The sequence below is a fragment of the Klebsiella sp. JN_Kp127 genome, from assembly GCF_040062505.1.
GTDB lineage: Bacteria > Pseudomonadota > Gammaproteobacteria > Enterobacterales > Enterobacteriaceae > Klebsiella > Klebsiella quasipneumoniae.
The window spans coordinates 43,047-64,773 of the sequence record NZ_JBEAHS010000007.1; the positions used below are offsets into that span (position 1 = coordinate 43,047).

22 protein-coding genes are annotated in these 21,727 nt (G+C 59.8%); 15 read left to right on the plus strand and 7 right to left on the minus strand.

Annotation, left to right across the window (positions count from 1 at the left end):
• Positions 1-33: 33 nt before the first annotated feature.
• Positions 34-483 carry a formate hydrogenlyase regulator HycA gene (gene hycA, locus ABLV04_RS05040; RefSeq protein WP_004205645.1) on the minus strand — a complete coding sequence of 150 codons (450 nt, stop codon included), beginning with the start codon at positions 481-483 and terminating at the stop codon, positions 34-36.
• A 210-nt stretch (positions 484-693) separates the two neighbouring features.
• Here hycA and hypA point away from each other — a divergent pair, with 210 nt between their 5' ends.
• From hypA to flhA, 6 genes are all read left to right on the plus strand, one after another.
• A complete protein-coding gene (gene hypA, locus ABLV04_RS05045; protein WP_348815444.1) occupies positions 694-1,038 on the plus strand; it encodes a hydrogenase maturation nickel metallochaperone HypA in 345 nt (114 codons plus the stop codon).
• 3 nt (positions 1,039-1,041) lie between these two features.
• Positions 1,042-1,914, plus strand: coding sequence for a hydrogenase nickel incorporation protein HypB (gene hypB / locus ABLV04_RS05050; RefSeq protein ID WP_023290798.1), 873 nt, complete (start codon positions 1,042-1,044; stop codon positions 1,912-1,914).
• Positions 1,905-2,177 (plus strand): HypC/HybG/HupF family hydrogenase formation chaperone, encoded by a 273-nt coding sequence (locus ABLV04_RS05055; protein ID WP_002914934.1) that lies wholly within the window; start codon positions 1,905-1,907, stop codon positions 2,175-2,177. The genes hypB and ABLV04_RS05055 overlap by 10 nt, the downstream gene beginning before the upstream one ends.
• Positions 2,177-3,298 (plus strand): hydrogenase formation protein HypD, encoded by a 1,122-nt coding sequence (gene hypD, locus ABLV04_RS05060; RefSeq protein WP_023290799.1) that lies wholly within the window; start codon positions 2,177-2,179, stop codon positions 3,296-3,298. The genes ABLV04_RS05055 and hypD overlap by 1 nt, the downstream gene beginning before the upstream one ends.
• The gene (gene hypE, locus ABLV04_RS05065) at positions 3,295-4,305 is read left to right on the plus strand and encodes a hydrogenase expression/formation protein HypE (RefSeq protein ID WP_348815446.1); all 1,011 of its coding nucleotides are present in this window, start codon (positions 3,295-3,297) and stop codon (positions 4,303-4,305) included. The genes hypD and hypE overlap by 4 nt, the downstream gene beginning before the upstream one ends.
• A gap of 235 nt (positions 4,306-4,540) precedes the next feature.
• Positions 4,541-6,613: a formate hydrogenlyase transcriptional activator FlhA gene (gene flhA / locus ABLV04_RS05070; protein ID WP_023290801.1), complete on the plus strand. Its 2,073-nt coding sequence runs from the start codon at positions 4,541-4,543 to the stop codon at positions 6,611-6,613.
• A 53-nt stretch (positions 6,614-6,666) separates the two neighbouring features.
• Here flhA and ABLV04_RS05075 read toward each other — a convergent pair whose 3' ends face one another.
• The 4 genes from ABLV04_RS05075 to ABLV04_RS05090 all read right to left on the minus strand — a co-directional run bounded on the left by ABLV04_RS05075 (position 6,667) and on the right by ABLV04_RS05090 (position 13,193).
• Positions 6,667-8,067, minus strand: a complete 1,401-nt coding sequence (locus tag ABLV04_RS05075; protein WP_147733578.1) for a glycoside hydrolase family 1 protein — start codon at positions 8,065-8,067, stop codon at positions 6,667-6,669.
• 50 nt (positions 8,068-8,117) lie between these two features.
• A complete protein-coding gene (locus ABLV04_RS05080) occupies positions 8,118-10,310 on the minus strand; it encodes a CBM35 domain-containing protein (RefSeq protein WP_147733577.1) in 2,193 nt (730 codons plus the stop codon).
• A gap of 12 nt (positions 10,311-10,322) precedes the next feature.
• Positions 10,323-11,660, minus strand: a complete 1,338-nt coding sequence (locus ABLV04_RS05085) for a carbohydrate porin (protein WP_147733576.1) — start codon at positions 11,658-11,660, stop codon at positions 10,323-10,325.
• A gap of 261 nt (positions 11,661-11,921) precedes the next feature.
• Positions 11,922-13,193, minus strand: a complete 1,272-nt coding sequence (locus ABLV04_RS05090; RefSeq protein WP_004151052.1) for a PTS transporter subunit EIIC — start codon at positions 13,191-13,193, stop codon at positions 11,922-11,924.
• Between the two features lie 177 nt (positions 13,194-13,370).
• Here ABLV04_RS05090 and ABLV04_RS05095 point away from each other — a divergent pair, with 177 nt between their 5' ends.
• The 9 genes from ABLV04_RS05095 (at position 13,371) to ABLV04_RS05135 (ending at position 20,950) form a co-directional block, all read left to right on the plus strand.
• The gene (locus ABLV04_RS05095; protein ID WP_002914979.1) at positions 13,371-13,685 is read left to right on the plus strand and encodes a PTS sugar transporter subunit IIB; all 315 of its coding nucleotides are present in this window, start codon (positions 13,371-13,373) and stop codon (positions 13,683-13,685) included.
• Between the two features lie 9 nt (positions 13,686-13,694).
• Positions 13,695-15,017 carry a PTS sugar transporter subunit IIC gene (locus ABLV04_RS05100; protein ID WP_147733575.1) on the plus strand — a complete coding sequence of 441 codons (1,323 nt, stop codon included), beginning with the start codon at positions 13,695-13,697 and terminating at the stop codon, positions 15,015-15,017.
• A gap of 23 nt (positions 15,018-15,040) precedes the next feature.
• Entirely contained in the window at positions 15,041-15,355 is a 315-nt protein-coding gene (locus ABLV04_RS05105) for a PTS lactose/cellobiose transporter subunit IIA (protein ID WP_002914983.1), read from the plus strand.
• A gap of 50 nt (positions 15,356-15,405) precedes the next feature.
• Entirely contained in the window at positions 15,406-16,320 is a 915-nt protein-coding gene (locus ABLV04_RS05110) for an ROK family protein (RefSeq protein WP_048298114.1), read from the plus strand.
• Between the two features lie 56 nt (positions 16,321-16,376).
• Positions 16,377-17,339, plus strand: coding sequence for a LacI family DNA-binding transcriptional regulator (locus ABLV04_RS05115; protein ID WP_048298115.1), 963 nt, complete (start codon positions 16,377-16,379; stop codon positions 17,337-17,339).
• Positions 17,340-17,521: 182 nt separating this feature from the next.
• Positions 17,522-18,439 carry a metal ABC transporter substrate-binding protein gene (locus ABLV04_RS05120; protein WP_044524511.1) on the plus strand — a complete coding sequence of 306 codons (918 nt, stop codon included), beginning with the start codon at positions 17,522-17,524 and terminating at the stop codon, positions 18,437-18,439.
• Complete coding sequence (locus ABLV04_RS05125) at positions 18,436-19,257, plus strand: manganese/iron ABC transporter ATP-binding protein (RefSeq protein WP_147733574.1); 822 nt, start codon at positions 18,436-18,438, stop codon at positions 19,255-19,257. Before ABLV04_RS05120 ends, ABLV04_RS05125 begins: the two co-directional genes overlap by 4 nt.
• Entirely contained in the window at positions 19,254-20,102 is an 849-nt protein-coding gene (sitC, locus tag ABLV04_RS05130; protein WP_023290804.1) for an iron/manganese ABC transporter permease subunit SitC, read from the plus strand. Before ABLV04_RS05125 ends, sitC begins: the two co-directional genes overlap by 4 nt.
• Positions 20,096-20,950, plus strand: a complete 855-nt coding sequence (locus tag ABLV04_RS05135; RefSeq protein WP_147733573.1) for a metal ABC transporter permease — start codon at positions 20,096-20,098, stop codon at positions 20,948-20,950. Before sitC ends, ABLV04_RS05135 begins: the two co-directional genes overlap by 7 nt.
• Positions 20,951-21,010: 60 nt before the next feature.
• On the opposite strand, the gene ABLV04_RS05140 is transcribed toward ABLV04_RS05135, so the two are convergent.
• The gene (locus ABLV04_RS05140; RefSeq protein WP_072199164.1) at positions 21,011-21,352 is read right to left on the minus strand and encodes a nitrous oxide-stimulated promoter family protein; all 342 of its coding nucleotides are present in this window, start codon (positions 21,350-21,352) and stop codon (positions 21,011-21,013) included.
• Between the two features lie 77 nt (positions 21,353-21,429).
• Complete coding sequence (locus tag ABLV04_RS05145) at positions 21,430-21,723, minus strand: SelT/SelW/SelH family protein (protein ID WP_004205627.1); 294 nt, start codon at positions 21,721-21,723, stop codon at positions 21,430-21,432.
• Between the last annotated feature and the right edge of the window lie 4 nt (positions 21,724-21,727).

A 21,727-nucleotide genomic window follows, 5' to 3' on the forward strand; every position in this document is an offset into this window, starting at 1 on the left:
GTGTCATTTTCGACACGTGTCGACACCTTGCGATCAGTGGGTCAGGGCCAGATGGCTTAAGTCCACCGGTTGGTCTTGCTCCATGGCGTCGTACAGACGGTCATAGACGGTGGCGATAATCGCCAGATAATGCTCCAGCACCTGGTCGCGGGAGCGGTTGCTGATCCGCCCGTCCACCGTGCCATCCGCGGCGAGCGTGGCCTGAGCAATCAGATACTTATCACCGCCGCCTTTGTTTTCGACGTAGTATTCGATGGTGTGGCTGTTGAAGCCTTCCGCCAGGGCGACGAACACCTGAAAATGGCCGAACAGCACGAAGCACAGCTCTTTGTCCGGCGCGCAGCTCATCGCGTGATGCAGGCGGGCTTTCGACAGGGTGATCCCCTGAACCAGCGAGTTACAGTAGATATGCCACTGCTCCTGCTGCTGCCGGTGACGGTCGGCGATGTAATCCGCCTTTTCACTTATTTCCCAAATAGTCATATCGGTTTCTCCGTAGCATGAGATGCACCGTCTAAGCATTTTCCGTGCCACATTTTATTTATTTGATTTAATTATATTTTTATATTTATTCCCTGCCGACGCGACATGTCGATGACAGCCCCGGCGCGTCGTCATCGACATTTCCTGCCACTCCGAGTCCGTTCTGGCACCGTTATTGCATAAAAGGCGCATCGCGATACGGAGGCGACTATGCACGAAATCACCCTCAGCCAGCGGGCGCTGGAAATTATTGAACAACAGGCGCAGCAGGCCGGCGCGCAGCGGGTGACCGGCGTGTGGCTTAAGGTGGGGGCATTTTCCTGCGTGGAAGCCAGCGCCCTGACCTTCTGCTTTGAGCTGGTCTGCCGCGGCACGCTGGCGGAGGGGTGCGAACTGCATATCGCCGAACAACAGGCTGAATGCTGGTGCGAACGCTGTCAGCAGTACGTCCATCTTGTCTCGCAGCACGTCCGCCGCTGCCCGCACTGCAACAACGACCAGCTACAGATCGTGGCGGATGACGGCTTACAGATTCAGCGTTTAGAATTGGAGTAAATTATGTGTACAACATGCGGCTGTGGAGAAGGCAACCTCTATATTGAAGGAGACGAACGAAACCCGCATTCCGCGTTCCGCAGCGCCCCCTTCGCGCCCGCCCCACGCCAAACGATGACCATCACCGGCGTAAAAACCGACCACTTCGCCCCCACCCGCACGACGGAGGGCGATCTGCATTACGGCCATGGCGAAGCGGGGACTCACGCCCCGGGCCAGAGCCAGCGGCGCATGCTGGAAGTGGAAATCGACGTGCTGGATAAAAACAACCGTCTGGCGGCGCGCAACCGCGCGCGCTTTGCGGCGAAGCAGCAGCTGGTGCTGAATCTGGTTTCCAGCCCCGGCTCCGGCAAAACCACCCTGCTCACCGAAACCCTCACCCGGCTGAAAGGGCGTGCCGACTGCGCAGTGATTGAAGGCGACCAGCAAACGGTCAATGACGCCGCCCGCATTCGCGCCACCGGCACCCCGGCGATTCAGGTCAACACCGGGAAAGGCTGCCATCTCGACGCCCAGATGATCGCCGACGCCGCCCCGCGCCTGCCGCTGGCTGACCACGGCATTCTGTTTATTGAAAACGTCGGCAACCTGGTCTGCCCGGCGAGCTTTGATCTCGGCGAACGCCATAAGGTGGCGGTGCTGTCGGTCACGGAAGGCGAAGACAAGCCGCTGAAGTATCCGCATATGTTCGCCGCCGCCAGCCTGATGCTGCTCAACAAGGTCGACCTGCTGCCGTATCTCAATTTCGACGTCGAGAAGTGCCTGGCCTGCGCCCGCGAGGTCAATCCGCATATTGACATTATCCTCCTCTCCGCCACCAGCGGCGAAGGCATGGATCAGTGGCTCACCTGGCTGGAGACGCAGCGATGTGCATAGGCATTCCGGGACAAATTTGCGCCATCGACGGCGTGCTGGCGAAGGTGGAAGTCTGCGGCATTCAGCGCGACGTCGACCTGACGCTGGTGGGCGCCGTTGACGAGCAGGGCCAGCCGCGTCTCGGCCAGTGGGTGCTGGTGCACGTCGGCTTCGCCATGAGCGTGATTAATGAAGCCGAAGCCCGCGACACTCTCGAAGCGCTGCAAAATATGTTTGACGTAGAGCCGGACGTCGGCGCCCTGCTGTACGGCGAGGAGCGATAATGCGTTACGTTGACGAATACCGCGCCCCTGAGCAGGTCATGCAGTTGGTGGCCCATCTTCAGCAGCGTGCCCATCTGCTGCCGCACACCGCCGCGCGACCGCTGCGCATCATGGAGGTCTGCGGCGGTCATACCCATGCCATTTTTAAGTTCGGTCTCGACCAGCTGTTGCCGGAGAATATCGAATTTATTCATGGGCCCGGCTGCCCGGTGTGCGTCCTGCCGATGGGGCGCATCGACGCCTGCATTGAGATTGCCAGTCGTCCGGGGGTTATCTTCTGTACCTTCGGCGACGCCATGCGCGTTCCGGGCAAAAACGGCTCACTGCTGCAGGCGAAAGCCCGCGGCGCCGATGTCCGCATCGTTTATTCGCCGATGGACGCCCTGCGGCTGGCGCAGCAAAACCCGCAGCGTGAAGTGGTCTTTTTCGGTCTCGGTTTCGAAACCACCATGCCCGCCACCGCCCTCACCCTGCGTCAGGCGCGGGAGCGCAACGTCGATAACTTCTTCTTTTTCTGCCAGCACATCACCCTGCTGCCGACCCTGCGCAGTCTGCTGGACCAGCCTGACAACGGTATCGACGCCTTTCTCGCCCCCGGCCACGTCAGTATGGTGATCGGCACCGAAGCCTACGGCTTTATCGCCAGCGACTATCATCGCCCGTTAGTGGTCGCCGGTTTCGAACCTCTTGATCTACTGCAAGGCGCGGTGATGCTGGTTGAGCAGACAATAGCGCAGCGTAGCGAGGTGGAAAATCAGTACCGCCGCGTAGTGCCGGATGCCGGCAACCCGCTGGCGCAGGCGGCGATGGCCGACGTGTTTCGCCTTGATGGCGACAGCGAATGGCGCGGTCTGGGGGTCATCAGCGACTCCGGCGTGCACCTCACGCCGGCCTATCAGCGCTTCGATGCCGAGGCCCATTTCCGCCCGGCGCCGCAGCGCGTGTGCGACGACCCGCGCGCCCGCTGCGGCGAGGTGTTGACCGGCCGCTGTAAACCGCACCAGTGCCCGCTCTTCGCCAGCACCTGCAATCCGCAAAGCGCCTTTGGCGCGCTGATGGTCTCCTCGGAAGGGGCCTGCGCCGCCTGGTATCAATATCGCAGTCAGGAATATGAAGCATGAAAAGCGTCCAGTTAGCCCACGGTAGCGGCGGTCAGGCAATGCAGCAGCTGATCGGCGACCTGTTTATGCAGGCTTTCGCCAACCCCTGGCTGGCGGAGCAGGAAGATCAGGCGCGTCTCGATCTGGCGGCGCTTGCCGCCCAGGGGGATCGTCTCGCCTTCTCCACCGACAGCTATGTGATTGACCCGCTGTTCTTTCCCGGCGGCAATATCGGCAAGCTGGCCGTCTGCGGTACCGCCAACGATGTGGCGGTCAGCGGCGCCATCCCCCGCTATCTTTCCTGCGGGTTTATTCTCGAAGAGGGGCTGGAGATGGCTACCCTGGAAACGGTGGTCGCCAGCATGGCCGATACCGCCCGGGCGGCAGGGATCGCCATCGTTACCGGCGACACCAAAGTGGTGCCGCGCGGCGCGGCGGATAAGCTGTTTATTAACACCGCCGGCATCGGCGCCATCCCGGCAGACGTTCGCTGGGGGACGCAGCAGATCAGCGCCGGCGATGTGCTGCTGGTCAGCGGCACGCTGGGGGATCATGGCGCCACCATCCTTAATCTGCGCGAGCAGATGGGGCTCGACGGCGCGCTGTCCAGCGACTGCGCGGTGCTGACGCCGCTGATCCAAACCCTGCTGCCGCTGCGCGGCGTCAAAGCCCTGCGCGACGCCACCCGCGGCGGCGTCAACGCCGTCGCCCATGAGTTCGCCGCCGCCAGCGGCTGCGGCATTGAACTGCACGAGGCGAAGCTGCCGGTCAACGACACCGTGCGCGGAGTCTGCGAGCTGCTCGGGCTAGACGCCCTGAACTTCGCCAATGAAGGCAAGCTGGTGATCGCCGTCGCCCGCGAAGAAGCGGAAAACGTGCTGGCGCATATACGGTCTCACGCCCTGGGACGCGAGGCGGCGATAATCGGCGAGGTGGTCGCCCGCCCGGGCGTGCGTTCCGTCGGGCTGTACGGCGTGAAGCGGACGCTCGATCTTCCCCACGCCGAGCCGCTGCCGAGAATTTGTTAACAACGGCGTCGGGTCCCGGATAGCGGCTGGCGCCTTATCCAGGCTACAACACGGCGCGCACATGTAGCCCGGCTAAGCGCAGCGCGAGCCGGGAAAAGCCAGCATGATTGTCCCGCCCAAACCAGCGGGCGCCCACGGATGGGTTAAAGCGGCAATAACCGCTTTATTAACATACTATTATTTGTACCATCATTTTCTTATGCGCCGCGTTGCCGGCGCGTTTTGGATGTAAGCCATGTCGTATACACCGATGAGCGATCTCGGCCAGCAGGGTCTGTTTGATATCACCCGGCTTTTATTACAGCAGCCCGATCTGGCTGCGCTGAGCGAAACCCTGACCCGCCTGGTGCAACAGTCCGCACTGGCCGACGAAGCGGCCATTATCCTGTGGAACGCAGGCAACCACCGCGCGGCCAGATACGCCTGCGATGAGGCAGGCCAGCCGGTGAGCTATGAAGATGAAACCGTGCTCGCCCACGGACCGGTGCGCCGCTTGCTCTCCCGGCCGGATGCCCTGCATTGCGATCATGAGACCTTTGCCGACACCTGGCCGCAGCTTATCCGCAGCGGGATCTATCGCCCGTTCGGGTACTACTCGCTGCTGCCGCTGGCGGCCGACGGGCGGATCTTCGGCGGTTGCGAATTTCTGCGCCGTGACAACCGGCCATGGAGCGAGAAAGAGTTCCAGCGGCTGCATACCTTCGCGCAGATCGTCGCCGTCGTCAGCGAGCAGATTCAGAACCGGGTCAGCAATAACGTCGATTACGATCTGTTGTGCCACGAGCGCGACAACTTCCGCATCCTGGTGGCGATCACCAACGCGGTCCTCTCACGTCTGGATATCGACGAGCTGGTCAGCGAGGTGGCGAAAGAGATCCATCGCTACTTCCGGATCGACGCCATCAGCGTGGTGCTGCGCAGCAACCGCAAAGGGAAGCTCAACATCTATTCCACGCACTATCTCGATGCCAGCCATCCGGTTCACGACCAGAGCGAGGTAGATGAAGCGGGCACCCTCACCGAGCGCGTGTTCAAAAGCAAAGAGATGCTGCTGCTTAATCTGCACGAGCATGACACCCTCGCGCCGTACGAGAAGATGCTCTTCGAAATGTGGGGCAACAAGATCCAGACCCTGTGCCTGCTGCCGCTGATGTCCGGCAACACCCTCCTCGGGGTGCTGAAGCTGGCGCAATGCGACGAACAGGTATTTACCACCACAAATCTCAAGCTGCTGCGGCAGATCGCCGAGCGGGTGTCGATCGCTATCGATAACGCCCTCGCCTACCGCGAAATTCAGCGCCTGAAAGAGCGACTGGTGGATGAGAACCTCGCCCTCACCGAGCAGCTCAACAATGTCGAGAGCGAATTCGGGGAGATCATCGGCCGTAGCGAGGCGATGAACAATGTGCTCAAGCAGGTCGAGATGGTGGCCCACAGCGACAGCACCGTGCTGATCCTCGGCGAAACCGGCACCGGCAAAGAGCTTATCGCCCGCGCCATTCATAACCTCAGCGGACGAAACAGTCGGCGGATGGTGAAGATGAACTGCGCCGCGATGCCCGCCGGTCTGCTGGAGAGCGATCTGTTCGGCCACGAACGCGGAGCGTTCACCGGGGCCAGCGCCCAGCGTATCGGCCGCTTCGAACTGGCGGACAAAAGCTCCCTGTTCCTTGATGAAGTGGGCGATATGCCGCTGGAGCTGCAGCCCAAGCTGCTGCGCGTTCTCCAGGAGCAGGAGTTCGAGCGCCTGGGGAGCAACAAGCTGATCCAGACCGACGTCCGACTGATCGCCGCCACCAACCGCGATCTCAAGCAGATGGTTATCGACAGGGAATTTCGCAGCGACCTCTACTACCGGCTCAACGTGTTCCCGATCCACCTGCCGCCGCTGCGCGAGCGTCCCGACGATATCCCGCTGCTGGTGAAGGCCTTTACCTTCAAAATCGCCCGCCGCATGGGACGCAATATCGACAGCATTCCGGCGGAGACCCTGCGTACCCTGACGCGCATGGAGTGGCCGGGCAACGTGCGCGAGCTGGAAAACGTCATCGAACGGGCGGTGCTGCTGACCCGCGGCAACGTGCTGCAGCTCTCCCTGCCGGAGCGGGATATCGTCGAGCCTCCGCGGTCGCCAGAGGTCCTGCCTGAGGAAGGCGAAGATGAATATCAGCTGATCGTCCGGGTGCTAAAGGAGAGCAACGGCGTGGTGGCCGGGCCGAAGGGCGCCGCCCAGCGGCTGGGGCTGAAGCGCACCACGCTCCTGTCGCGCATGAAGCGGCTGGGCATTAATAAAGACGAGCTGGTGTAGCCTCGCGCGCTCCCTCTTTGCGCGCCGGTAAGAGGGAGCGCTGGCGCAGAGCGCTATTTTTCGCTGGTAAAACCGTTGCTGGTCGCCAGTTCGGCAAACCACAGCGCATTGCGTTTTATATGTCGCTCGCCGGTCTCCAGATCCAGTCGCCAGAAGCCGTAGCGCCGTTTGAAGGCATTGATCCACGACCAGTTGTCGATAAACGTCCACTGGTGTACGCCAAAGCAGTTCGCGCCGTCGGCAATGGCGCGGTGCAGTTGCACCAGATGCTCCTCCATCAGCTGTATGCGAAAATTATCGTCTATCACCCCGTCCGCCCCTGGCTCTCCCTCTGATTCTCGATCCATCGCGATGCCGATTTCCGCGAGATACCACTTAATATTGCCGTAGTTTTCGCGAATATTGGCGGCAATGTCATAAATAGCCTGCGGCAGGATCTCGTTGTTATCACGATAGGGGTTAAAGCGGCCCTGCGGGTTCACCGCGTTTTCGAAATAGTATTCCGGGGTGAAATAATCGAGGTCATATTCGCTCTCACGCGCTTTTACCCGCCGCGGCACGTAATAATTCACCCCAAGAAAATCGATCTCCGCGCTGAGGATCAACGCCACGTCGTCTTTGCTGGTCGTCGGCAGGCAGTCGTGGGCGGCGAGGATCTCGCACAGCGCTTTGGGGAATTCATGTTTTACCAGCGGGTCAAGGAAGCTGCGGTTAAAAAACAGGTCGGCATACCCGGCGGCCTTTTTATCCGCGTCGCTATCGGTGAGCGTATAGCTCGGGGTCAGGTTGAGCACCACGCCGATCTCGCCCGCCAGCGCCAGTTCACGATAAGCCGTGACCGCTTTGGCATGCGCCAGCATAATGTTAAACGCCACCTGCGCCGCCAGCCGACCATCTTTCTTACACGGATAGTGGAAATCGTACAGGTAGCCTCCCTCAACCGGTACAATCGGCTCGTTGAAGGTTATCCAGTATTTAACCTTATGGCCAAACAGGCTAAAGGCGGTGCGGGCAAAGCGGGCAAACAGCTCTGCTACGTGCGCCGATTCAAAGCCACCGTACTGTTTCTGCAGCACCTCCGGCATATCAAAATGGTAGAGATTGATCATCGGCTCAATGCCGTTGGCGATCATCTCATCAAGATAGCCATGATAAAAACGCACCGCGTCCGGGTCCGGTGCGCCGGTTTCCAAATCCGCGATCAGTCGTGACCACTGAATTGAGGTGCGAAACGAGTTGAAGCCGGTCTTTTTCATCAGCGCCACGTCCTGCGGATACTGATGATAAGTATCACACACGGTTTGCGGCCCTACCTGCTGATAAAATCGCTCCGGCTGTTCGGCAAACCAACTGTCCCAGATGGAACGATGGCGCTTATTGGTGACCCCTTCCGTTTGCGGGCCAGACGCCGCCGCCCCCCACAGAAACCCTTGCGGAAACTGATATTGCTGCATAACCTCTCCTTCGAAAAAAGGCTGCGCCCGTCTGGCGCAGCCTGAACGTACTACTCAGCGACCACTTCGATCGATTTAATGAACATATAGCCCCAGTCGCCGGCGAAGCGGCCGAAGTCAATCTGATTAGTCCCCGCGTTAAGCGTCACCGGTATCCGCAGCTGCTGGCCCTGCTCATCCGTCTGCGGGAAGGCCACGGCCTGCGGAGCGCCCCCGTTGACGACAAAGGAGTTCTGCTTACCGCCCCATTTGCCATTGAAGGTTACATTGAGCAGGAACTGACCGCTCCACGGCGCCTGCACCTGCCAGCTGATCTTATCCCCCTCGTTGGCAAATGGGCCGAGGAAGCCGTCCTCGCCAACTGTCAGCGCGTCTTTATCACTCTTCATTACCGTCAGGTGCCCCTCAGCCACGCCATAAACTTCGCCGTGATAACGACAGAAATCCGCCGGCGCTTTCCCCGTCGCTTCGCCCACCGTCACGGTCACGGTTTTGCTGCTTTTCAGCAGCCCATCGTCCGCCGTGAACGTCAGCGCATAGGTACCTGGCGCCGTAAACCAGGCCCGGGTTTGAGCCCGATCGGCATGGCAAAAATGCACCTGTCCCTCACCGGCGTGCTGCCAGCCCACCTTAACCTCTCGCGACGGCAGGCCATCGTCCTGCCAGCTGGCCGTAAGCTCGACGCCCTGGTCCTGCGTGGTGGTTAGGGCCGGTTCCAGCGTGACAACCGGCGGCTGATTCTCCTCGCTATGCTGCACGCTAATCACATTGGAAGGAGCCGAATGACCGCTCTCGTTTTTCGCCGTCACCCGGTAGTAATACGTATGCCCGAGCTGAAGCTGACGATAATCGTCGCGGAACAGAACCATGGTTTCCGGATTCCATTCGTTAACGCCATCGGAGATATCCCGGCCCACCACCGTCCACGGCCCGGTCGGCGAGGCGGCGCGTTCGACATCGTAGCTGCGTCCCACCGCGGCTCCCATCCAGTTGATCGCGAAGGGCGAGGTGGTCTCGCGCAGCAAAGGCGCGTCCGGCTTCGGCAGCGGCGCCATCGTCTGCTGTCCGGCCATCTGCGCCGCGGCCGTGCGCACCAGATCGACCACCGCCTGCTCCTGGTTCGTTTCGCCTTCTTTGGCAAACCCCGGCAGGTGGTAGCTGTAGTGCCCGGTCGACTCCTTATGCCAGTAGAAGCCGCCGTCGTGACGATGGCCGCGGAAGCCCCAGATAAGCCCGCCGGCGGCTTGCGCCCCGTTGACGTCGCTGTGAACGATCGACTGCATAATGGCGTTCAGTTGATCCGCCGGCAGCAGGCCAAACTCGCCGACGAGATAGACTTTTTGCCCGCCGACGGCGCGCAGATCCTGCGTCACCTGCCCGGGATGGTTATTATCGGCATTGGTGTAATAGTGATTGCTGACGATATCTACATTGGGGTCGGTCAGCGCAAAGGAATTGATTTTCTTATAGGTGCCATCCACCACCAGCTGATGAGGGGCCCATTTTTTAATCCACGCCGCGGTCTGATGCAGGAAATCGGCGTTGGTATCCTCCAGCTCGTTACCGGTTTCCCAGGCCATGATCGCCTTTTCATCATAATAAGCGCGGCCGGTGACAGTATTTGTCCGGGTGATAACCTGGCGGATCACATCCAGATAGGCTTTGAAGGTCTTGCTATCGGTCCGATAAAAGTCTTCCGCTTTTTCGTGGTAGAACGCCGCCAGCTGCTCACGCCCGCCCCACCACCACCAGTGGTCAATAAACGGCAGGATCAGTCGCAATCCCTGTTTATCCGCTTCGGCAATCATGTTGTCATACACCCGCATGGCTTTCTCATTCAGCCGCGGCATGCCGTCCGCCGTTTCCGGCGCCAGAATATGGGTCTCGCGCCCGCAGGCTTTATCAAATTCCTGCTGCACCGACAGCACGTAGACGCGCTGGGCTTTCGCCCCGGTTTGCACCATCGCCTGGATCCAGTTTTGCTGCTCCTGCGCCGTTGGCCATTTAAAGTATTGTCCCCAGCCGCGCGGGTCTGCTCTGCAGGGGCCGCGGGCGTCGTCTTCAATGCGGTGCAGCTCCGGCGCGTGGATCCCGGCGAAACGAAACACCTTGTCGCCGTCCTTGAGGGTGGCGCCGTCGCGAGTGATAAAGTGCGTAAAGTGCGCGCGCTCGGCGGCCAGCGCCCCGCCGGCCCCCAGCGCGGACAGCAGCCCCATCAGCAGCAGGTTTTTCATCGGCTTCATCGTTGTCTCTCCTTAGAACCAGACCTCGGCCTGTACGCCGAAGTTAACGGTGTCGGTAGAGCCACTGCGGGAATACCCGCCGGCGGTGATGGTATTGGTATCCCAGTTGTAGTTGCCGTCCAGCGCATCGGAGACGCCTTTATCCCACTTCGCGTAGGTGACGAAGAAGCGCAGCTGCGGGCGTGCCCAGAAACCGGAGTCAAAGGTCAGGGTTGGCGCAACGGTGACTTTGGTCAGGCCGCCTTTGCCTTTGCCGTTGACCCCTTTGTAGTTTTTATCATCCAGATATTCGTAGCCCAGTTCGTACTGCATGGCAAAGTTGCGGGTGATCTGATGATAAGGGCGGATACCGGCGACCCACATCGAGCGTCCCCAGCCATGGTCATCTTCCGTCCACCAGCGGTAGTTTTTATCTTTCTGCCAGAAAGCGAAGGTGGAGATCTCCAGATCGCCCATCGAGGCCACGCTATCCAGCACCACTCGCCAGGACTGAGTGTTTTCCAGATTGGCCCAGCCCCAGCCGTTTTTACCCAGCGAGTCACCCGCCGCCAGCCCTTTCCCGTACTGCAATGCGAGGCGGGAGTAGCCTCCGGTCAGGCCATAGAAACCGTCAAAGTTATAAATACCGGTCACGCCATAGCCCTTCTCGGCGGAAGTCGGGTGGTTTTCGTTACGGTTCATATGGTGGCCGATCAGCTCCAGATCGAAGCCTGTCCCGGCGATCTTTTTCAGCCACAGGTTGAGGGAATAGTCATCCGGGTAGCCCTGATCTCCCTTATCCACCGGGTAGGCTTTGGTTTCATCGGTGGGTGAAAAGGCGTACACCCCGGCGTCGAAGCGGGCGAAGCCGAGATCCATGTTGTCGAAGCCGCCGCCGGTGCCGTTGTACTGAATGTACTCCCAGTCGAACTGATGGCTGGAGGTGTTGGAGCTGCTGTAGCGCTTACCAGCCCAGAAGGTCATCTCCGGCGCAAAATCCAGATTGCTCAGCTCGGCGAACCCTTCACGAAACTGTACGTCATGGCCATCGTCATCCTGACAGTTCCAGTCGGAGGTGCATTTCGACTGGTGAGTGAGGTTGGCCTGCACTTTCGCCACCACGCCGCTGTCCGCCGTCAGCGTCACGGTGGGGATCAGTTCGATCTTGGTGTCTTCTTCGTTGCCCAGTCGCCACTTACCGTCCGGCATCAGGCCGACGGAGTCCGCGCGGTTGCCATCGGAGTTCGCCAGGATCCCGGAGCGGATATAGCCATGCAGCGCAAAATCATACTTCGGATCGGCGCAGGCCAGGCTGCTGGCCCCTGCCAGCGCGAGGAGAGCCAGAGGTATTGAATGTTTCAGCTTTATCATTATTTTTTCCCACGTTATGTTTGTTAACACGAACCGATAACGGAGGGGAAATTTACGGATCAAAAATGGAAATGTACATCCGATATTGGAAAGCGCTTTCCATAATTGCCTATCTGGTTCACAAAATTCGCTCTGCGACGAATATATTCGTGAGACTGATCACATAAAATAACAAGAATGCCGCCGGAAGCCGGCAGCAGAGCGGAAGAAAGAGAAAGTGAACAGGTGCCGTCGGAGGATAAGCCCCCGACGGTGAGGGGGTCAGCGCTCGGTTTCCGCGAGCTGGCGTTCGTACACTTTAAAGAAGGGGCGATAGAGCATCCAGGCGTTAAACATCGCGAACAGGCTCATGCACAAATTTTTCCAGCTGCCGTTCGCCGACCATGCCGCCCCCAGCGGGGAAGGCATCGACCATGGCAGCATCGCCACCGCGCGGTCGAGGATACCCAGCTGAGTTAAATACCATGCGATACAGGCATTTATCAGCGGAACAAAGAGAAACGGCAGTAAAAAAACCGGGTTCATGATTACCGGAAAACCAAACAGTATTGGCTCGTTGATATTAAACAGCGACGGCAGCAGGCCAATTTTTGCCACGCTTTTCAGCTGCCGCGAGCGGCTGCGCATCGCCATCAGCACCAGCGGCAAAGTGGAGCCGATACCGCCGATCAGCAGGTAAAAATCCCAGAACCCCTGCAGATAAATATGCGGCAGCGTTGGCGAACCCGCCGCCAGCGCCTGCTGATTTTCAAACAGATAGGTCATCCAGAAGGGGTTCATAATCCCGGTGATGATCAGCGCGCCGTGGATACCGATAAACCAGAGTAAGTTACAGATAAATAAAGAGATCAGTACCGCCATCAGCGTGTCGGACGCCAGCACCAGCGGCCGCACCGCTTCGCTGATTAACTCCGGTACGATGCGTCCGGTGGTCTGCAGCAGTATGGCATTCATCACGCTTATCGACAGCATCACCACCAGCAGCGGGATCAGCAGTTGAAAGCCATTGCGAGTCATCAGCGGCACTTCATCAGGCAGGCGGATACACCAGCCTTTTTTGTAGAAAAAACGAATTATCTCAATGGAATAGGTACTGGATATCAGGGCGGTAAATATCCCCATACCGCCGAGATAAACGTTGCTCACCGCAGTCTCGCGAAAGCCGATAAACAGCAGAAAAGCCAGACACCCGGTTAAACCGCAGAGCCGTTCCGGCAGACGGTACTGCTTGGCGAGACTGGCGCTGGCGCCGAAGGCGACAATCAGCGCCACCAGGCCAATGGTTAGCTGAAAGGTCGGCAGCAGGATAGGCCGCAGCAGCAAATAGACCTGGCCGAAACGCGAGGCGCCGTCGATGGAAACGGGCGGAAACAAAATGGGCACCAACAGGCTGCCAACAATCACAAAGGGCATTGCCAGCGCAAAGCTATCGCGCATCGCCGTAATGTGGTTGTTGCGCGTCAGAACATTCGCCAGCGGCGCCAGCCGCTGCTCGATGATATCCACGGCCACATTCATTAACTGAATGTTCATACTCCTACCTTTGCGAATGGTTGTCTCGCCGGGATGATCGCCCACAACACCGGAAAGTGAAAGCCTGCCATAGGTGATCATGGTCACAATTAATAAATCCACAAATGGAAAGCGCTTTCCGTAATGCATCCATTTTGACTATAGTCCGCACATCCAATCTCATCAGGAGCGGTACTTATGAAAAAAATTATGTTGTGTTGTTCGGCAGGCATGTCCACCAGCCTGCTGATGAAAAAAATGATTGCCGAAGCCGAACAGCGGGGCCTGCCGGTAGAGATCAATGCCTATGGCGTAGCGGAATTCGCCGAACAGGTTGGCCATTATCAGGTGGTGCTGCTGGGGCCGCAGGTGAAATACATGCAGCAGGATCTGCAAAAACAGGCGGATAAATACGGTATCCGCGTCGAACCCATCAATATGATGGACTACGGCATGCAAAAAGGCGCCGCGGTCCTCGATTTCGCCCTTTCCCTCATTGAAAACAAGAACTAAGGAAAGAACATGAGCTCTCTGTACGCTAAACTGATCGATGTGATCGAACGGCAGATCACGCCTATGGCGGGGGCGATCGGCCAGCAAAAATACGTCACCTCGATCCGCGACGGTTTTATTACCGCCCTGCCCTTTATGATCGTAGGCTCGTTTTTGCTGGTATTTATCTTTCCGCCGTTTTCTCCGGATACGACGTGGGGCTTTGCCCGCGCCTGGCTGCAATTTTCGCTCGATCATCGCGATGCGCTGATGCTGCCGTTCAACTTCAGCATGGGGGTGATGACCCTGTTCATTGCCGTCGGGATCGCCGCCAGCCTCGCCAAGCACCATCACCTGGACTCGCTGACCGCCGGGATGCTGTCGCTGATGTCGTTTCTGCTGGTAGCCGCGCCGCTGAAAGATGGCCAGATCTCTACTGCCTACTTCTCCGGTCAGGGGATATTCACCGCCATTCTGGTGGCCATCTATTCCACCGAGCTGTACGCCTTCCTCAAGCGGCATAACATCACCATTCGTCTGCCGCCGGAAGTGCCTGCCGGGGTGGCGCGCTCGTTCGAGATCCTGATCCCGGTGCTGGCGATCATTCTGACGCTGCATCCGCTGAACCTGTTTATCGAGGCCCAACTGGGGATGATCATTCCGGAAGCGATCATGTCGCTGGTCAAACCGCTGGTCGCGGCTTCCGATACGCTGCCGGCCATTCTGTTGTCAGTGCTGGTCTGTCAGGTGCTGTGGTTCGCCGGGATCCACGGCGCGCTGATCGTCACCGGGATCATGAACCCCTTCTGGATGGCCAACCTGTCGGTCAATCAGGCGGCGATGGCCGCTGGCACCGCTATCCCGCACATCTATGTCCAGGGCTTCTGGGATCACTATCTGCTGATCGGCGGCGTCGGCTCAACCCTGCCGCTGGCGCTGATGCTGCTGCGCAGCAAGGCCGTACATCTGCGGACGATTGGCCGGATGGGGGTCGTGCCGGGGGTATTCAATATTAACGAACCGATCCTCTTCGGCGCACCGATCATCATGAATCCGCTGTTTTTCCTGCCGTTCGTGCTGGTACCGATGGTCAACGCGACCCTGGCGTACTTTGCGCTGAAGCTGGACCTGGTCAGCCGCGTAGTATCGATGACGCCGTGGACAACGCCGGCGCCCATCGGCGCCTCGTGGGCGGCGAACTGGAGCTTTAGCCCAGTGATCCTGTGCCTCATTTGTATGGCCACCGCCATGGTGATGTACCTGCCATTTCTCAAAGCTTACGAAAAACAGCTGCTGGCCCAGGAGCGTGAAAACGCCGTCAGCCAGGCTGACAACGTGGCGCAAACCGCTTAACGCTAACGATTCAGAGGATAATCATGGAATTAGAAGAACAGGTGATGGGGATCATCATCAACGCCGGCCAGTCACGTAGCCTGTGCTACGAAGCGCTGCACGCCGCTAAAGCGGGTGATTTCGCCACCGCCGACGCCAAAATGCAGGAAGCGGCCCATTATTCCCGCGAAGCTCACCTTGTACAGACCCAGCTTATCGAAGCTGACGAAGGCGAGGGAAAAACCAAAATGACGCTGGTGATGGTCCATGCTCAGGATCACCTGATGACCTCCATTCTGGCGAAAGAGCTGATTGCCGAACTGATTGCGATTTACCGCGCGCAACCGCTTCACGCCTAGCGCCTTGCCCGGCCAGACGTGCTGGCCGGGTCTGAATCCCCGAGGTCACTATGTTACATCTTGGAATAGATATTGGCGGCACCAAAATGGAAGCCGTACTGCTGGACCCGGCAGGCGAATGCGTCCAGCGCCTGCGTCGGCCGACCCACAAAGATAGCTATGACGCCTTTATGCGTCAACTGCTGACCCTGATTGCCGATATTCGCGCGGTCAGCCCGCAGCCATTCACCCTGGGGATCGGCCTGCCTGGGGCTATCGATCCGCAAAGCGGGCGCATTAAAAACTGCAACTGCCTGGTGCTCAACGGTCACGATCTGCGCCGGGATATCATGCAGCAGCTTGGCCAGCCGGTGTGGATGGCAAACGATGCCGACTGCTTCACCCTTTCGGAGGCGGTAGATGGCGCCGGCGCCGGGGCCGCCACCGTCTTCGGGGTGATTATCGGTACCGGCTGCGGTGGCGGGATCGCCGTTCATCAACAGCTGCTTAGCGGTCCCAACGCTATCGCCGGGGAGTGGGGGCATAATCCGCTGCCGGGCTATACTTCTGAGCGGGATGGCCCGCCGCAGCCCTGCTACTGCGGCAAAACGAACTGCATCGAAAGCTTTCTCTCCGGCACCGGCTTCGCCCGCCGCTACGGGGAACAAGCGCGTGCGGAGGCCATTGTCGCCGCGGCGCAAAACGGCGATCCGCGCGCGCTGGCCCACTGGCGACACTTTATCGATGCTTTTGCCCGTAGCCTGGCGTCGGTGATCAATATTCTCGACCCGCAGGTGATTGTGCTGGGCGGCGGTCTGTCCAACGTCAGCCAGATCTATCGCGATCTGCCTGCCGCCATCGTTCCGTGGATCTTCTCCGACAGCTGCCGCACGCAGATCAAACCGGCCCGCTTCGGCGACGCCAGCGGCGTGCGCGGCGCGGCCTGGCTGCCCCGTCTGCCCGGCGCCGTGGACGGGCCACGGTAGACACTTTTTTCAGCAGGTATGTTAAGCTAGGCGAAAATGTCCAGACAGAAAAAGCCATGCCAACGATTGATGATGTTTCAAGATTAGCGAATGTCTCAAGAGCGACGGTTTCCCGCGTGCTGACCGGCACCCGGGGCGTGCGCGAAGAGAGCCGGGAAGCTGTGCTGCGGGCCGTTGAAGAACTCAACTATCGCCCGAGCTTTGCCGCGCAAAACCTCGCCAGTCAGACATCCAGCCACGTTGGTCTGGTGATTTCCGCGCAGGACGAGAGCAACGGCGCGCGTCTGCTGCCGCTCCTCTCGCAGGCGCTGAAAGGGCTGAATAAAAGCCTGCTGGTCCAGTATGTCAGCGATCCGGTAGAGCAGGCGGCGGCGATCGACGATCTGCAGCGCCAGTGCGTGGCGGTGGTGGTGCTGGGCGCCGTTGCTGCCGACGCGCCGCGCAACGTTATCGCCTTTGACCGTTTCGGCGTCGCCGGGAGCAACAGCCAGGGCTATGACTTCGCCTTCGCCACTGAAAGCGCCTGCCGCTATGTGATTGGCAAGGGACACCGCAACATCGCCCTGCTGGTGGACAGCGATAGCGACGATGCCAGCCGCCAGATGATGGAAGGCTACCGCAACGTTCTGCAGAACTACTCCATTCCTTTTAACCGCCAGCTGGTGCTGACGGCCAACGATGATGTCGAACAGGCGCTGCTGACCTTAATTAACAGCTTCAGTAAATACTCAGTCATTATCGTTAAACGTGACCGCTACGCCGCTGAGGCAATGCGCCTGCTGCGCGAATTCACCATCGCCGTCCCGCAGGAAGTCTCCCTGCTGAGCCTTGAGGATTCCCCGCTCGCCTCGCTGCTCTACCCACCGCTGACCTGCATCTCCTGGCCACTGGAGGCGCTGCTGGATAACTGTATTCAGCGTATCCGCAGCCTGATTGACGATCGGCCAACCTTCACCGCCGAGGGCCGCTCGCTGGCTGGCCGCCTGATCCCGCGCCAGTCGGTCGCCGATATCTCTTGATCTTCGCCCGGTTCGCGCCGGGCCAGCCTTATCTCTCCCCTTTCTTATCGCTTTCGTTTCCCGGCTCATTATTACCCACGCATGCAAATAAGAATTATTTTCATTTGTAAATAGCTTGTGCTATATAACATAGCAATGGCTATAAACGCTGGGAAATTAACCACATCATTGCGAGGGATCCTATGCTGCACCTGACACCGCTGAAATCATTGCTGCTGGCCAGCGCGCTGGCCCTGCTGGCCGCGGCGCCGGCCTCGGCGCAGGAGAAATTCAGGGTTATCACCACCTTCACGGTTATCGCCGATATGGCGCAGAACGTGGCCGGCGATGCCGCCGTCGTCAGCTCCATCACCAAACCGGGCGCGGAGATCCACGACTACCAGCCTACCCCCGGCGATATCAAACGCGCGCAGGGGGCGCAGCTGATCCTCAGCAACGGTCTCAATCTCGAACGGTGGTTTGCCCGCTTTTATCAGCACCTGCAGGGCGTCCCGGAGGTGGTGGTCAGCGAGGGGATCCAGCCGATGGGCATCAGCGCAGGCCCCTATAGCGGAAAGCCCAATCCCCATGCCTGGATGTCGGCAGATAACGCCCTGATCTATGTCGATAATATTCGCGATGCGCTGGTGAAATACGATCCGCCTCACGCCGACACCTATCGCCGCAACGCCGAGGCCTATAAAGAGAAGATCCGCCAGACGATGGCGCCGCTGCAGGCCAGACTGGCGCAGCTGCCGGCGGATAAGCGCTGGCTGGTCACCAGCGAGGGAGCCTTCTCCTATCTGGCCCGCGACTATGGCCTGCGCGAACTGTATCTGTGGCCGATTAACGCCGACCAGCAGGGCACTCCGCAACAGGTGCGCAAGGTTATCGACACCATGAAGAAAGAACAGATCCCGACCATCTTCAGCGAAAGCACCATCTCCGATAAACCGGCGCGTCAGGTGGCGCGCGAAGCCGGCGCCCACTACGGCGGCGTGCTGTATGTCGATTCGCTGAGCGCCGCCGACGGCCCGGTGCCGACCTGGCTCGACCTGCTGCGCGTCACCACCGAAACCATCGTCAACGGTATCCAGGACGGGATGAGGAAACAGCCATGAATACTGCGCAAGCGGGTCTGTATGTCGACCAGCTCACCGTCACCTGGCGCAACGGCCACACCGCCCTGCGCGACGCCTCGTTCAGCGTACCGCGCGGCGCCATTGCCGCGCTGGTGGGGGTTAACGGCTCGGGTAAATCCACACTGTTTAAAGCGCTGATGGGCTTTGTGCGCGTCGGTCACGGCGAGATCGCCATCCTCGGCCAGCCGGTCAACCGCGCGCTGCGCCAGAACCTGGTCGCCTATGTCCCGCAGTCGGAAGAGGTGGACTGGTCCTTCCCGGTGCTGGTGGAGGATGTGGTGATGATGGGCCGCTACGGCCATATGGGCTGGCTGCGGCGGGCAAAGCCGCGCGATCGCGAGATTGTCGATGCCGCGCTGGCCCGCGTGGGCATGAGCGAGTACCGCCATCGGCAAATTGGCGAGCTCTCCGGCGGGCAGAAAAAGCGCGTCTTCCTTGCCCGCGCCATCGCTCAGCAGGGCCAGGTGATCCTGCTGGATGAGCCTTTTACCGGCGTCGATGTGCAGACCGAAGCGCGGATCATCAGCCTGCTGCGCGAGCTCCGCGATGAGGGCTGTACCATGCTGGTTTCCACCCATAATCTCGGGTCCGTAAGTGAATTTTGCGATTACACGGTGATGGTAAAAGGCACCGTGCTGGCCAGCGGCCCGACAGAAACCACCTTCACCGCCGAGAATGTGGAGCGGGCTTTCAGCGGCGTACTGCGCCACGTCGCGCTCACCGGTGCGGAAGCGCAGATTATCACCGATGACGAGCGGCCGTTTATCAGCCGGCGCGCGGCGGGAGGCCCACGATGAGCTGGCTGCTGGAGCCGTTTGGCTATCACTATATGCTCAATGCGATGTGGGTGGCGGCGCTGGTGGGCGGCGTCTGCGCCTTTCTCTCCTGCTACCTGATGCTGAAGGGCTGGTCGCTGATTGGCGACGCCCTTTCCCACTCGATTGTGCCCGGCGTCGCCGGGGCCTATATGCTCGGCCTGCCGTTTGCCCTCGGCGCGTTTCTCTCCGGCGGCCTGGCGGCGGGCAGTATGCTGTTTTTGCAGCAGCGGTCGCGGCTGAAAGAGGATGCAATTATCGGCCTGATCTTCTCCTCCTTCTTCGGGATCGGGCTGTTTATGGTGTCGCTGAACCCGACGTCGGTGAATATCCAGACCATTATCCTCGGCAATATTCTGGCCATCGCCCCGGAGGATATTATCCAGCTGGCGGCGATCGGCTTTATCTCGATGGCGATCCTGCTGTTGAAGTGGAAAGATCTGATGGTGACCTTCTTCGATGAGCACCACGCCCGCTCGATTGGTCTGAACACCCGCGGCCTGAAGCTGCTGTTCTTTACCCTGCTGGCGGCCTGCACCGTAGCGGCGCTGCAGACCGTCGGCGCCTTTCTGGTTATCTGCCTGGTGGTCACCCCCGGCGCCACCGCCTGGCTGTTAACCGACCGCTTCCCGCGCCTGCTGGCCATCGCCGTCGCCATCGGCAGCCTGACCAGCTTCTTCGGCGCCTGGCTCAGTTACTACCTCGACGGCGCCACCGGCGGCATTATCGTGGTGGCGCAAACGCTGCTGTTCCTCATCACCTTTATCTTCGCGCCGAAGCATGGCCTGCTGGCCAACCGCCGCCGCGCCGGGGAGGCAGCATGCTGAATCTGATCCTGGCCCCGTTCCAGTTTCCTTTTATGGTCAACGCGATAACAGTATCGATGGTCGTTGCCGTGCCCTGCGCGCTGCTGTCGGTCTTTCTGGTGCTCAAAGGCTGGGCGCTGATGGGCGACGCCATGAGCCACGCGGTCTTTCCCGGCGTGGTGCTGGCCTACATTATCGGCATCCCCTTCGCCATCGGCGCGTTTATCGCCGGGCTGCTCTGCGCCGTGACGACCGGTTTTCTCGACGACAACAGCCGCCTCAAACGCGATACCATCATGGGAATCGTCTTCTCCGGCATGTTTGGCGCCGGGCTGGTGCTGTACGTAGCGATCCGGTCCGACGTCCATCTCGACCATATTCTGTTCGGCGACATGCTCGGGATCTCCCTCAGCGATATTGGACAAACGGCGGCTATCGCGCTGATGATTGCGCTGATTATCGGGCTGAAATGGCGGGATTTTTTGCTGCACGCCTTCGATCCGACGCAGGCCAAAGCCAGCGGCCTGCGCGGCGGACTGCTGCATTACGGCATGCTGTGCATGATCGCCCTGACCATCGTCGCGACGCTGCAGTCGGTAGGGATTATTCTGTCGATTTCGCTGCTGATTGCCCCAGGGGCGATCGCGCTCCTGCTGGTACGGCGCTTTATCCACGCCCTGCTGCTGGCGGTGGCGGTAGCGGTCTGCTGCTCGGCGGGAGGAGTGTGGCTGGCGTTTTATCTCGATAGCGCGCCGGCGCCGACTATCGTGGTGCTGTTCAGCGCGCTGTTTGTGGTCGCCTTTGTGACAAGCACGATCCGGGATAGTCAGAAACAGAAGGCTTCATCACCCATCCCCGGTGGCGGCTAACGCCTTACCGGGGCTGCGCTTGTCCCCCGGCTGCGCGCAGCCCAGGCCGGGGAAAGGCCGCTATTTTTTCGGTCGATATTTTTCCGGCACCGGCGGCACCGGCCGCCTGTCATCCAGCAGATGGCGAAGGGTCAGGATCGGGTGGCGCCAGAGCATTCGTGGCCCGGCCCAGCGCATAATCTGCTTCATCTCTTCGCGCTTCGCCGGCTGATAGCAGTGTACCGGACACTGCTTGCAGGCCGGTTTATTGTCGCCAAACACGCACTTATCAAGCCGCTTGTCGGCGTAGGCGTTCAGCGCCTGATAGTGCTCGCCGTCGTCGCGGGCATCCGGACAGCGGCGCTGATAAAGCCCAATCATCCGACCGATCGTCTGCTTTTCACGTTCGATGCGTTTGCCCACCGTCAACTTCCCTCTCCACAAAAAGATGCATCAATAATACACCTTTTAAACGGGCCACGCAGCCGCTTTCCTAACGATTAGGTCGGGTTAGCGGGTTTATCAACATGCCCCAATGCTTTTTCCGGAAAGCAGACATCGCGCACCCGGCGTTTCAGCTCTGCCGCATCCGGAAAGCCGCCATCCTGCTTCCGCTCCCAGATCTGCTGGCCGTCGATATCGATAGTGAAGATCCCGCCGGTGCCCGGCACCAGCGTCACCGAGGCGATATCGGTGCTGAAGGTGTGTAACAGCTCCTGCGCCATCCAGCTGGCGCGCAGCATCCAGTTGCACTGGGAACAATAGGTGATGGTGATAGCCGCTTTTGAATTCATCGTC